Source organism: Kitasatospora sp. NPDC059599 (assembly GCF_042735125.1).
Lineage (GTDB): Bacteria > Actinomycetota > Actinomycetes > Streptomycetales > Streptomycetaceae > Kitasatospora.
In genome coordinates this window covers 41,156-53,851 of sequence record NZ_JBHWCL010000026.1, presented here as the reverse complement: position 1 = coordinate 53,851, position 12,696 = coordinate 41,156, and the positions used below count along the sequence as shown (strand labels likewise).

Genomic DNA, 12,696 nt, shown 5'->3' with positions numbered 1-12,696 from the left:
CGAATCCCGCGCTCTTCCGCCGGGATTCCCCGTGCCGCCGTCCGCAAACCGCGGAGCGTGGTCGTTCTCAGCCGTCGGCGTTTCACCGCCGGCTTCCGCCTGGCCGGACGGTGCCGTCGTCCGGATCGGCCTCGTCCGCGCGGCCGGGATCTTCCTCCAAAGTCCTGAAACACTCACGGAGTTGACGTTGTCCGACCGCTTCCGAGCCCTGCCCCCGTCGCCCACCGTCGCGGGCGCCGCCCGGCGGGCCGCCGCCCGGGGCCGGGCGCTGGCCGCCTCCGTCCTGCTGGCGACCGTGGCGTCCTGCGGCCCGTCGACGGCCGGCGGCTCGGCCGCATCGGCGCCGACGAACGCTCCCGCCACGGTCGTCGTCCCGGCCACCACCATTCCGGCGGCCGGCCGGACGTGCCTCACCGGAGCGCTGACCTACGACCACCACGACGCGGAGGCCGGCACGAAGGGGGTCGAGCGGCTCACCACCGCGGTGGCCCGCGGCGGCACCTGGGAACTGTGGGGCCGGCTCTCGACGGACGGCGCGGACCGGTTGCTCGCCTCGGGCGTCACCGACGAAAGGGGCGGGTTCCGGGCCTGCGCGGGCCGGGCCGGTGAGCTGACCGAGGCCCACGTGAGGTTCCGGTCCAGCGGCGGCGACCTGTGGCGGGTGATCAGCCCCACCGGCGGCACCGAGTACGCCTTCGACTCCGCGCGGCTGCGCGACGTCGCGGGCAACCGGGACCTCGGCACCCTCAAGGTGCCCGCCGACCGGCAGGGCGCCTGGAAGATCGTCGACACCGTGGGCGACCTCTACCGCAAGGTGACGGCCGCCGAGGGCCCGGGCTCGCGCTGCTGGACCCGTCACCGGACCACCGGAGGCTGCGACGAGCTGACCTTCACCTGGGCGCCGGACGCCACCGTCGGCGGTTTCTGGGAGCCCGACACCCGCAACGTCGTGCTCGCCGACGAGCACACTGCCTCCCGGCACACCATCCTCCACGAGGCGTCCCACTGGCTCCAGTTCGAGCTCTACGACCACTGGTTCCCGGACGCCCCGGGCTGCGAGAACCACACCTTCGACGTCGCCAGCACGCCCGGGTGCGCCTGGACCGAAGCCTTCGCGGACGCGGCGGCGGCCTACGCGCTGGGCGACTACCGCTACGTCTACCCTGACGGCCAGGACTTCGACCTGCACAACGACGGCGCCACCGCGTGGGACCGCGGCGACGCCGTCCAGGGCCGCGTCGGCGGCTCCCTGCTCGACCTCTGGGCCGCGGACGGTCCGGACGGCGGGACGTGGGACCGGACCGTCCGGCTGATGGGCGAGCAGCGCAGCGCCGACTTCCGCCAGTACTTCACCGAGGGCTGGCCCCGGGCGGGTCTCTCCACCACGGACGCGGCCGGCCGGATCATCGCCGACCACACCATCGCGTACTGACCGGAGGTCCCGGCGCAGGTGGGGGAGGCCCCTGGTTGCTGTCTGCTGACAAGCCCAGTGGCAGGCAACGGGGTTGCTCGTGCTCGTGCTCGTGCTCTGGCGCCGAAGCAGGCCGAGGCGCAGATGCCGACGGGCCGTGCCCAGTGCGACCGGGGTGGAGCCTCCGATGTCATCTGCCCGATCCGGCTGAGCTGCTGGAACACGCGCCGGCGTAGTGCCGGACCTCTCAGCGGCAGGGCGTGGCCACCTCCGGGATGCAGGGCGGCGACAATGGGGTCGCCGCCCTGGTCCACAACGCCGAGTCAGGCCTCCAGGTCGTAGGCCGCGGTCACCGGGGCGTGGTCGGACCAGCGCTCGGCGTGGGTCTCGGCGGACGCCGGCAGGGCGGGAGGTGGTGGAGGTCCGCTGCAGGGGCGGAGGACCTGCGCCACCTCCCGCTACGTCCAGACGGGCCGAGTGCTACCAGTGGTCGTGGCCGTCGCAGTGGTCGTGATGCCCGTCGTGGCCGCCGTGCCCGTCGTCGTCATGCCCGTGGCGCTCGATCGTGGTGGGGTCGGTGGCGGTGTGGGTGGTACTGTCACCGCCGCCGGTGACGGTAGCGGTGTTGGTGACCCGCTCACGGGCGTGGCAGGAGACATCGACCTTCAGGGTGATGGGTGGGTAGTTGTGCCCGGCAGACAGGATGTCGCTGCGCGTACAGGTGAGGGTGGCCGGAACGCAGCTCCACCCCGCGCCGGTGATCCTGTCGGCCCGAAGACCTTCGGGGAGGAGGTCGTGGACGGTGACCGTGGTGCCATTGGTGGGGCTGGCCGTCGCGAGGTTACCCACAGTGATGGTGTAGACGCCGTCCTCGCCGCTGACGAAAGGGTCCGTGTGACTCTTGGCGATGGTCAGGCTGACCGGGACGACCGTGAACGTGAGGCTGGTATTGCCGCTACTGCTGGTTCTGGCAGCGCGGTCGGTGCCGCCGGGGCCAGTGGTGCCACTGGGCTTGGTGAGGCCAATGGCGGTCAAGGGCTCGATCACCGGCGTCGTCGCGTAGCCGACCCGGGCGACGCGGGTGGGTTGAACCGTGGCTGTCCAGGTCGTGGCCAGGACGATCAGCAGGACGGCCAGCCCGGTCAGCGTGACCGCCCCCGCCCTCCGGGCCCGCACCCTCAGCCACGGTCGCCACATGCCGCCCGCACCTCCCGTGCCGCGGCTTGCTCCGGCCCGCCCTCTCCCGTGTCCGAACACCGACATCTCCGCTTCCAACCGTCGATACCAAGCCGTGGTTACTCATAGCGACACGAACATGACTTTCAGCATCCGTGCGGCAGGGGGCGGGCGAGAGGTGTGCCGACGTCGGCGCCCCGGCGAGGATGGCGCCGGCGCAGAAGGAGCGGTGACACGCTCGACGAGAACCGTCATACGTCGCTCACGGAGCAGATCAGCCGACGGCGAGGGCGGGTCGTGGTCGGAGTGGTCATCGACGGCGCCGGAGGAACCTGGAGAGCAGAAGGCAGAGAGCGGCGAGGGCGAGGGCTGAGAGCCAGGCCACCACCGAGGTGGGGAAGTCCCCTTGCAGGGCGGCCGACGCGGCGTCCGCTCCGACGCTGCCGGGGGTCGACGGGAAGGTGATGGTGGCCCGGGTGGTGTGCTCCACCAGGCCGCTTCTGAGCGCGAGCTCCCCGGTCCACGGGCCGTTCGGCAGCGTCGCGTCCAGCGGGACGACCACCTCCCCGCTGTCGCCGGGAGCCAGTGTGGCGCCCGTCCTGCCGGTCGAGAACGGTCCGGTGTGCTGTCCACCCGGCCCGTCGAGGAGGGACAGTGTCCCGCTGATGTCCAGGGCGCGACCCCCCGTGTTGTGGATCCGGGCGCGAACCTCTCCCCGCCCGTCGCGGGCTCGGGCCGGATAGAGCCGTTCGATCGTGAAGTCCGAGGCTGGCTCGTCACCGGGACCGACGTCGATGTACATGCGGACGCCCACCCGGCCCAGCACCGTCAGAGTGTGCGAACGATCCGTGGGGGCGGCCGTCTGCGCCCAGATGACGCCGTATCGTTCCCCGGCGGCGGCGTCCCCGGGCACCCGAACGGTGGTGCGCACCCGCGCCGTTTCGGAGGCCGCCAGCTCGAGGTCCGCCGCATCGAATGATGTCCAGCCGGTCAGCTCGTCGGGTGTGCGCTCCGGCGCGAAGGTGAACTCACCCTTCGCGATGGTGGCTGCCGCGGCGTAGACCTTGACGTGCATCGGTGTGGACGACCTGTTGGTGATCTCCACCCGCCGTTCGATGGTCGAGCCGGGTGCGAGGTGATCGATGATGTAGGCATGCGCTCGGGGATCGGCGCGGCGGTTCTCCGGAGCGTCGAGAAGCTTGATGGCGATGGTCCTGTCGGCAGCCGGGTCCTGGGGGGAAGACGCCGCGGGTGCCTCGTGACCTGCCGCCGGCATCACCCCGGCGGCCTGCACGAAGGCCAGCATCAGCAGGAGAACCCAGTACCGGCGCGCGCCTTTCATTCCGTCAGGCAACGGATTGGGTCAGCGTTCCGGTGTAGGTTCCGCCGACGGCGCCGGCGGGCACGCTCACGGCGACTGTCGGGTTCCAGCTCGCGGTGTTGTCTCCGACGCCGGCGCTCCCGGTGAGTACCGTCTGTGCGGAGTTGCTCAGCGTCACGTCCGTTGTGGTGACGGTGATGGTGCCGGTCGTCGTCACCGTCCCGACCGAGTAGGTGGCGTCGGTGGCGGGAATCGTCGACGGACCATTCGCGAAGTCCGTCTCCGCCGCGGTCACCGTCCAGGAGGCCGAGGCGAGGGCGCGGTTGTCGGTGACGGTACAGGGGCCGATCGCCCCGCTGATCGTGGTGCCGGGCGCTCCCGAGCCCAGGCTGACGCTGACCGGGACCGACATCGACAATGCGCCGGACGTGACGGTGAACGTGACCGTGGTGCTGGGGTCGCCGTCCGCGGCGGCGAGGCCTGGCTGGACCAGGGCGAGAATGGCGGCTGCGGCCGCGACGAACAGGCTTCGTGCACGCATGATGGCTCCCGGAACGGCCCGCCAGAGGACATTCTGGCCGACGGCGGACATGCTGGCTGACGCGCCCCAGACAATCCGGCGCAACCTGTTCACACAAGGCGACGCGCGCCGCGTTCCGCCATACGAATGGCCACCTCTCAACCGGAGCGAAGCCCGGCCCGCCCCACCGGCACCCTCGGACCGTCTGACGGCGCGTCCGCGGATCGCAGGCGCGGCACCGGACGTCGTCGACCTCGAACCGCTGCCCGTCGAGCACCCCCTGCGCGCGGCTCCCAACGCCCTCCGGACCCCGCACATCGGATACATGACCGACGACCCCTTCGAGGTCTTCTACCGTGACGCAGTCGAGGACATCGCCGCCTGGGTCGCCGGCACCGAGCTGTGCACCCTCACGTGAACGCGCGCCATGATCTCCCACTCCTTCGAGAGCGCGTGCCGGGCTGCCGACCGACTCCGCCTGAGCCAGGTGCGAGACCTTGCCTTCATCCCCGTGCGTGTCCGACACACGCGAACCCACCATCGCCCGGTCCGACGCCAACGCCGTCCTCATGCCGATGAACCTCCGCCTACCACCAGGCCGGCAGACACCCTCGAACAAGCCTTGTTCGAACGAGTGGACCTTTATCGAAAAGGCGTCCATCCGCTGACCGATCGGGCAGGTACTCCTGAAGGCCGCGGTGGAGGAACACGGCCGAGCAGCCGGGCGAGGCCGCGTTCTTTCGGCGCCTACACCTGGTCCTCATCGACCACCTGCCCGACGGCCTCCACCGCGCCGTCGCTACGGCTGAGCAGGACGACCCAGGCCGGGCACCGGTGGTGTGGCTGCCGCCGGCCGACGGGGCCCGGATGGCCAAGCCTCTGTTCGCGGAGGAGGAGTGGGCCGCGGTCCAGGCGGTGATGGACGAGCGCTCGGTGACGAAGGAGCGCTCGAACGGCGCCTCGCCCTGGCTCGGCGTTGCGCACTGCGACCGCTGGGGCGACCGGTTCTACCGGCAGGTGAACCTCGCCGAGAACGGCAAGACCTACGAGTACTACCGCAGCGCGAAGACGGCCGGCAAACCCGCCTGCAAGGGCCAGTCCGTCAAGGGCGAGCGCGTCACCGCCGCGATCACCGCCCTGGTCGAGCGCTTGGCCGGCCTGGCGATGACGGTGCGCAGATTCATCCCCGGCGAGGACCACACCGAACAGCTCAACCACGTCACCGCGGCCGTGCGCGACCTCCGCGAGGAACGCCGCAACTTGTTCGACTACCCCGGCGGCGACGACGAGTACGCCGAAGCCCTCGAAGTCCTCGTCGACGAACGCCGCCGCCTCGCCGCCCTCCCGCAACGCCCCTCCGCCTGGGTGGAAGTCGAGACCGGACAGACCTTTGCCGACGTCTGGACCCAGGCCGACCAGGAACGACGCCGCCGGCTCCTCCTCGGCCTCAAGGCCCGCCTCTACATGACCCCCACCATCGAAGGCTGGTACCTACCAGCCGAACTCGAAGCGCGAGTAGAGCAACGGCAACGCGCTGGAAGGTCGGCGTAGATCGCGAAGCGGACGAGCAACTGGCGGCCGTCATCGACAGATTCGACGGGCCGCTTCCGTGCGGGGGAGCGGCTACGGCGCTAGCCTCTACCGTCGGCTGCTGGTAGCACCGCCGTGGATGCCCTCGACCACGAGTGGGCCACCCTGACACTCCGGAGTGGCCACCCTCCGGGCCACCGGATTGGCTGTCTCCGATGCCGTCGACCACGTCCTCGGCCACAGCTCTCCCCAACAAGCCGAAGATAGGCAATAAGTTGGTCGAGCGTCGGGCACTGTAGTCATCGAGGAGTTGGCCACGATCAAGCCCGGATCTGCCGAATCATCCAACCGAGGAGTCCTGGGCTGGCAGGATGGCCGGACCGGTAGTTGACGCCGGTGCTGGACGAGGAGCATGTGTGGGACCGCATGTGATCAACGATCGTTTCCTGCTGGTGGGAGACAGCGCGCGCAGCGGCGGTCTGTCGAAGGTGCGCAAGGCCGTCGACACGGCAAACAGCGACAGTGACAGGCAGTTCGCGGCGATCAAGTTACTCAAGCGGCGCGACGACGAAATCATCAAGGTCTTCCTGGAACGGGAGACCGCCGCACTCAAAGCTGTCGAGCACCCTCATATCGTGCGGATGCTGGAGTCGGGCTGGGACCCGGTTCTGGAGCGGTACTACATCGCCCTGGAGTGGGCGGAGCGCAGCCTGAAGGACGATCTACAGGATCGTCGGCTGGGACGCCCACTTCGAGAAGATCGTGTCACCGCCTTGTAACAGTCAGCGATGATCAAGGAGCGGCACAGGATCGGGCCCACCGGCCGGGACCGCGCGGCGAAACCCCGGACGGGCATCGCTCCGGGTGAGAGGTTCGCCTGTTCGGCTCAGCGAGGATGACGGCCAGGAGACGGCGCCCGGAGACCTTCCTACCGTTGGACCCCGGGAGGCTGCATCCCCGCGGAGTCCGGCCGAGGACCTCTCGCCCGTCGGCCACCGCTCACGCCGAACCCGGCAGTCGACTTCCACCGTGACCACGCAGGGTCCGGGTCGAAGGAGATGAAGGACATGAACACCACGCGCACCGCCCGCACGCCCGCGACACCCGCACTGAACGGGTGCCGGACATCACGCCGCCGCCTTCGGGCACGGATCGGGCTCGCCGCGACCGCCACGGCCCTGTCGCTGGTGCCGATCGCCCCGTCCACCGCCAGCGCGGCACCCCACCTCCCGCTCACACAGATCGTGCGGGAGGCCAAGGTGAAGGCGCAGCAGGAGCACCCCGGCTCGCAGTTCTACGACGCGGACGCCGTCCTGCTGACACCCACGACCAACCCCAATGACGTCCAGGCCTGGTGGATCCGCTTCCGGGCCATGGGCTCGGAGCCGTCCTTCGAGTACAAGTACTCGACCACCGGTCAGTACCAGAGCACGCAGCCGTGGAGCGTCCCGATCGGGATCCAGGCCATCTCCCCGTTCACCATGACGGAGGTCCAGGCCCACGATCTGGCCGTCAAGGCCGGGCACACCGGCGCGTTCAAGCCCCTGTACCTCAATGAGCCCGTCGTGCAGAACCCGCATCCCACCTACTACTTCTGCATTCCCAGCGAGGGCAGGACGGTGGCGGTGGACACCGTGACGGGCCACGTCACCACGCCGTGGTCGTGCTAGTGACCACGGCGTGAGCCCTGTTCGGTGGCCGTCCCCCAGCGGGGGTGACGGCCATCGGCGGCTGGCGACCCTTGCCCTCCGCCCGCTCGGTGCCGCCGACCGGGCGGGCGACAAGGGTCGCTGGCCTGGAGCGCGAAGGGCCGGCTGTAGCCGGTCAGCCGGGCCCGGGTACGAGCGGGGGCCGTGCCGGTTCGGCCGGTCGCCGCGGATCCGCGCCGGCCGTTGCGGCCAGCATGCTCTGTGTCGCCGGCATCGCCCCGGTGGCGCTGTCCGGGACCGCCCACGCGCAGGGCACCTGCACGGTCTCGGGCCCCACCACCACCTGTACGTTCGCCTTCACGGGCGCCGAGCAGACGTTCACCGTCCCGAGCGGCGTCACCCAGGTCGACGTCACGGCGATCGGCGCGGCCGGCGGCCTGCAGGGTGTCAACAAGACGCCCGGCGGCCGCGGCGCGCAGGTCTCGGGCACGGTCACCGTACCTGCGCCGCCGACAGATCCCCGCCCGCATCGCCCGCCGCGGGATCGAGACCTCCAGCCGTCTCGGCCGGCACCGCTGGCTGGTCGAGCGCACCGTTGCGTGGCTCGGCGGCTTCCGCCGACTTCACCGTCGCTACGAGCGAAAGGCTGACCACTTCGCCGCCTTCGCCAGCATCGCAGCAGCCCTCATCTGCACCCGACGCCTCTCCAAATGAGATCTCCTCTCATGCCATCAGTGTGCTCGCGACCACTGGCAGCGCCCCCGCGGCCCGGCAACGCCCATCTGGACACGGCGGGCGGCGACGACCGGCGGGTGCTGGCGGGTGCCGGCGGTGCTGGGATTCCGAAGGAACCGGTCGGCCCCGGGCGCTCGCCGAAGGCCCGGCCGACGCGGGAGCGGCGAAAAGGTTGGTGTTCAGGGCCGACGGAACCAGGTAACGTCGTTGCCATGTTCTTCCAGACGCCGACTTACGAGTGAGCGCGTGATGGGCCCCTGCTGACGTCCTTCGACGTCGCCGCCCGTCCCCCACCGATGAATCCGTAGATCACTTCACTTCACTTCACCACCGGGAGAACCCACGACCGTGAGCAAGAACATCAACAACCCCGTGGGCATGGGCGGCGGCCAGCGCAAGAGGCAGTCCCGCGCCGAACGGCAGAACAACGGTCCGCACCGCAACCTCGACCGCCAGGGTGCAGCCGACCAGAAGGCGGAGCTGGTGCGCAAGATGCGCGAGAAGGCAGGAACGGCTGACGGCGCCGGGCAGGCGGGCGGCGACACCGTACAGGGCTGACGCACCGCCGCCGCAGCGCGGCACCGCACGGGGCAGGGCTCGGACCGCGACGCGCGGTCCTAGCCCTGCTGCCGTACCGGGCGCGGCCGGTCCCGCTCAGCTCTTGGCCGACCACCCGCGTCTCAGCTCAGCTGACCACCCGGGCAGCCGCAGAATCGGCAGCCCCGTCACTGCCACCACCCCGAGCTGCACCAGCAGCCCAGCACGTTCCCGTGCCCAGCCCGGGCAACACCGCAGCCGGCGGTGGCAGAGGATGTGGACAGGGCCGCAGGACAATACTGGTGGACACTTCGGAGGGACAACCGCGAAACCCGCTGGCCAGAACGACTCCGGCGGACAGGCCGATGCGGAACCCACAGGCGGGCTCTGCTGAAGGGTCGACAGATTGTCGTCACCCGCAGCGACCGGGGCCCTGGGGGACCATTTGGGGACCAGTTTGGGGCCACGACTGGTGAGCGCCCGTGGGCGGTAACAGACATCTATGTACGAACTTGAACCCGGTTGGGCATCGAGCGGGTTCGAGCTCTGTCGACCGTGGATCTTCAGATGAGTCTCAACTTCCCTTGTTTTCAGTGCAGTTGAGATGCAAGAAAGCCGAGGCCTTGAGGTCTCGGCTGCCGAGAATGGTTGAAACCCTTGACTGGGGGTCATGAGGTACCTACCCCTTCAGGGATCGGCCGATCACGGGCAGCGGACCTGATCAGGCGGTGGACGGCGGAGTGAACCGCCTTCCCTGCCACTCGCGAGGCCTAAATCGAATTCACGTAGGCGGGTTAGCGCGCTTGTCTCGCTGTCGGATTGATTCGGCGAGGGCTTTGCGGGTTTTGACTGTACTCGGATGAGAATCGCCAAGAAGTTTTTCACGATCCGCGAGGGTTGCCTCGAAGAGGGGAATGGCGTGTTCAAAATTGCCGATTTCATAATAGAAGTTGGCAAGGTTGATGCGGCTATTGATGGTGTCGGGGTGGCTTTCGCCGAGGGATCGTTCGCGGAGGTTTAGTGCCATCTCGCCTAGGGAGATAGCGCGCTCGAATTCGCCGACTGACTGGTAGGCGCAGGCCAGATTACTGAGGCTGGAGAGTGTGCTGAGGTGGGTTTCTCCGAGGACCTGCTGCGACTGGGCAAGGGCAGTTTCGAGAAGGGGTAAGGCGCGCGTGAGGTCGCCAGTCTCGTAAAGCGATCCAGCGAGGTTGTTACGGCTTGTGATGGTGTCGGGATGGGTGGTGCCGAGGATCCGCTCACGCATGGCGAGGGTGACCTCATGAAGCTGAATGGAACGTTCAGTCTGGCCAGCTGATTGATAGGCGCAGGCCAGATTGCTTCGGTTCAATAGGGTGTTGGGGTGAGTCTCGCCGAGAATCTGCTCTAATTGAGCGAGGGTGCTCTCATAAAGGGGGATGGCGCGCGCGAGATCATCGGCCAACCGGTAGGCATGGGCGAGGTTTGTGCGCGCGACAAGGGTGGTGGGGTGAGTTTCTCCAAGGACTCGCTCGAATTGATTTAGAGAGGTTTCATAGAGAGAGGTGGCGCGCGTGAAGTAACCGGCAGACTGGTATGCGCCAGCCAGATTGTTTCGGCTCATGACGGTGTCTGGATGGCTGTCGCCGAGGAAGCGTTCGCGGTGGGCGAGGGTGGCCTCGTGGAGTTGGATGGCGCGTGCGAGGTCGCCAGCGGACAAGTAGGTGGAGGCCAGGTTGGCGCGACTGGCGAGGGTACTGGGATGGGTGTTGCCGAGGAAGCGTTCGCGGTGGGCGAGGGTGGCCTCGTGGAGCTGGATGGCGCGTTTGAAGTCACCGACCGACCCGTAGGCGGCTGCGAGATTGTTACAGCAGACGAGAGTGTCCGGATGGGCGTTCCCTAGGACGCGTGTGTACTGGACGAGAGTGGTTTCGAAGAGAGGAATGGCGCGGGCGAGGTCACCAGCGGACTGGTAGGCGGCCGCGAGGTTGTTGCAACTGGTGATTGTGTCGGGGCTGGTGTCACCGAGAGCCCGCCTACGCTGAGCGACGATGGCCTCGTAGAAGGGGATCGCACGCGTGATGTGTCCCTGTTGGTGCAGGTACTCGGCTGCTGTGGTGTAGAGGTTCTCTGTGTGATTGTCTGTGGTTTCTTCCGGTCTGGTGATGGCCAGTGCGATGAGCTGTGGCATTAGGGCATCCCACTCTGCTGAGATGATTCCCTGGGGAGAGCCACACTGGTTCAGAACTTTGAGGAGCGCATTTTCCGCTGCGCGACGCCCAGCGGGTGATCCATCAGGCCCGTCTGGCGCAGTAGAGCGAAGTACTGTTTGAATAAGCCGATGGATGCTCACGGTTCGTTCTGTGATGTTTACCATGCTGTAGCAGTTCAGGAGACCAAGGGCCTCGTGGAACTCATGGTCGTCGGCGGCGGAGGTTTCGAGGAGGGAGATCGGGACTCCGTCGGGGGCGAGCCAGGCCAACGTGCGGAGAATGTTGACAGCCCGGGGGTTTCGGGCGGCAAGGTCGCGGACGGTTTGATTCCAGATTCGGGCTATGGTCCGTTCGGCGTCGATGCTATCGGCGGCCTTGTCGAGATTATTGAGTAGGCGCCGACGATAGGAATCGATGGTGATGGTGGGATTCTGCCGGAGGTAGGCGCCAGCCTGTTCGAGAGCAAGTGGCAGGTAGCCCAGCTCCACCGCGAGCTCGCGGGCTTCTTGTAGTTCCCGTGCGGTGGGCGTGCTGTCGGGAAAGGCGTACATGCAGATTAGTTGCGCGGCATCTTCGGAATGGAGCGTACCGAGAGCGATGGTGCGGATGGTGTGGGGCCAGCCGGTGGCGCGTCGGCTGCTAATCAGGTGGTGGCCTTTGTTAAGAGCGCCGAGGTAGTAATCCAGGTCGGCAGGCTTCTCGGCGTTGTCGAAGACGAGAAGCCAGCCTGAATGCCACTGGAGCCAGGCCATCGCCCATTCAGCTTGCTGGTCCTGGGATGTGGCTCCGGCCCAAGCGGGGAGGAGCCTTCGGGCGAGACCAGCGAGAGCCTGCTCGATGCGGGTGGGGGAGTCGGCGTTGACCCACCAGACGAGCGAGTAGTCCGAGCGGTGGCGGTGGGCGTAGGCGAGAGCGAGGGTGCTCTTACCGATGCCGCCGAGGCCGTGGACGGTTGACGCCTGCGTGATTGCGGTGCCGTTGGTTTCGGTAAGGGAGGCGCGGAGCTGGGTGAGGACGTCGTCGCGGCCGAGACAAAGGGGGTAGGGCGGCAGGTTGGTGAGGCCTGGTGGGGCTGGTACGTCGCGGGCCGCGGTGAGGACCTCGGCGGGCAGGCCAATGACGTCGCCAGTGATCGCAGTTCCGATGGTTCCGCCGGCGACTGACCGATAACCGTACGATTCGAAGCTGTGGCTGCTCACGTGTTGGCGCGGCGGCCATCGCCAGTGATGGCGGTGGTGATGGTGTGGGCGGCGATGGATCGTTCGCCGGACGCGGTGATGGTGACAGGGCCGACAATGGGTGCAGGCAGGAGCATGGCAAGTTCGTTCCGGAGATCGGGGTTCTCGCGCAGGGCTCGCTTGATCTGCTGGCGCAGCGAGGCGGCCGCGTCCGCGTCCTGTGGGGCTTCGGCGGCGTCATGCACTGCGGATTCCAGGGTGGCCTGCTCGCTCTCGCTCACGCGCCGGAACACGATGGAAAGGATGCGGCGGCCGAGGTTCGCGGTCGCTTCCACGGCGGCGTCCTCGCCTCGGGCCAGGACCGCGCCGCCAAAGGCGCTTATAGCCGACGTCAGGTATGGACTGGCTTGCTCCACCAGCTGAGCGATCTCCGCACTCATTCCCGTC

Annotated in this window: 11 protein-coding genes and 2 pseudogenes; 7 read left to right on the top strand and 6 right to left on the bottom strand. The window is 68.2% G+C overall.

Translation table 11 applies throughout. The features are described 5' to 3' along the window. The first annotated feature begins 181 nt into the window (after nt 1-181). A complete protein-coding gene (locus tag ACFV04_RS12535; RefSeq protein WP_380528774.1) occupies nt 182-1,432 on the top strand; it encodes a metalloprotease in 1,251 nt (416 codons plus the stop codon). A gap of 302 nt (nt 1,433-1,734) precedes the next feature. Here ACFV04_RS12535 and ACFV04_RS12530 read toward each other — a convergent pair whose 3' ends face one another. The 4 genes from ACFV04_RS12530 to ACFV04_RS12515 form a co-directional block, all read right to left on the bottom strand. Next, nucleotides 1,735-1,863: a hypothetical protein gene (locus tag ACFV04_RS12530; protein WP_380528772.1), complete on the bottom strand. Its 129-nt coding sequence runs from the start codon at nt 1,861-1,863 to the stop codon at nt 1,735-1,737. Nucleotides 1,864-1,891: 28 nt separating this feature from the next. Next, nucleotides 1,892-2,608, bottom strand: a complete 717-nt coding sequence (locus ACFV04_RS12525; RefSeq protein WP_380528770.1) for a hypothetical protein — start codon at nt 2,606-2,608, stop codon at nt 1,892-1,894. A 289-nt stretch (nt 2,609-2,897) separates the two neighbouring features. Beyond that, a complete protein-coding gene (locus ACFV04_RS12520) occupies nt 2,898-3,929 on the bottom strand; it encodes a peptidase (RefSeq protein WP_380528769.1) in 1,032 nt (343 codons plus the stop codon). Between the two features lie 4 nt (nt 3,930-3,933). Next, nucleotides 3,934-4,449: a hypothetical protein gene (locus ACFV04_RS12515; protein WP_380340370.1), complete on the bottom strand. Its 516-nt coding sequence runs from the start codon at nt 4,447-4,449 to the stop codon at nt 3,934-3,936. On the opposite strand from ACFV04_RS12515, the pseudogene ACFV04_RS12510 reads away from it, so the two are divergent. From ACFV04_RS12510 to ACFV04_RS12485, 6 genes and pseudogenes are all read left to right on the top strand, one after another. Beyond that, a pseudogene (locus ACFV04_RS12510) lies at nt 4,409-4,738 on the top strand (hypothetical protein); the annotation flags it as partial. The gene ACFV04_RS12515 and the pseudogene ACFV04_RS12510 overlap by 41 nt on opposite strands. Nucleotides 4,739-5,295: 557 nt before the next feature. Beyond that, nucleotides 5,296-5,979: a hypothetical protein gene (locus ACFV04_RS12505; RefSeq protein WP_380528767.1), complete on the top strand. Its 684-nt coding sequence runs from the start codon at nt 5,296-5,298 to the stop codon at nt 5,977-5,979. Nucleotides 5,980-6,374: 395 nt separating this feature from the next. Continuing rightward, entirely contained in the window at nt 6,375-6,737 is a 363-nt protein-coding gene (locus tag ACFV04_RS12500; protein ID WP_380528765.1) for a hypothetical protein, read from the top strand. Between the two features lie 288 nt (nt 6,738-7,025). Continuing rightward, nucleotides 7,026-7,628: a hypothetical protein gene (locus tag ACFV04_RS12495; protein ID WP_380528763.1), complete on the top strand. Its 603-nt coding sequence runs from the start codon at nt 7,026-7,028 to the stop codon at nt 7,626-7,628. A gap of 483 nt (nt 7,629-8,111) precedes the next feature. Next, nucleotides 8,112-8,321, top strand: a pseudogene (locus tag ACFV04_RS12490) (transposase); the annotation flags it as partial. 369 nt (nt 8,322-8,690) lie between these two features. After that, nucleotides 8,691-8,900 (top strand): DUF6243 family protein, encoded by a 210-nt coding sequence (locus ACFV04_RS12485; RefSeq protein ID WP_380340380.1) that lies wholly within the window; start codon nt 8,691-8,693, stop codon nt 8,898-8,900. A gap of 760 nt (nt 8,901-9,660) precedes the next feature. On the opposite strand, the gene ACFV04_RS12480 is transcribed toward ACFV04_RS12485, so the two are convergent. Both ACFV04_RS12480 and ACFV04_RS12475 read right to left on the bottom strand, forming a co-directional pair. Continuing rightward, nucleotides 9,661-12,270 (bottom strand): tetratricopeptide repeat protein, encoded by a 2,610-nt coding sequence (locus ACFV04_RS12480; protein WP_380528761.1) that lies wholly within the window; start codon nt 12,268-12,270, stop codon nt 9,661-9,663. Next, nucleotides 12,267-12,689 carry a hypothetical protein gene (locus tag ACFV04_RS12475; RefSeq protein ID WP_380340386.1) on the bottom strand — a complete coding sequence of 141 codons (423 nt, stop codon included), beginning with the start codon at nt 12,687-12,689 and terminating at the stop codon, nt 12,267-12,269. Before ACFV04_RS12475 ends, ACFV04_RS12480 begins: the two co-directional genes overlap by 4 nt. Between the last annotated feature and the right edge of the window lie 7 nt (nt 12,690-12,696).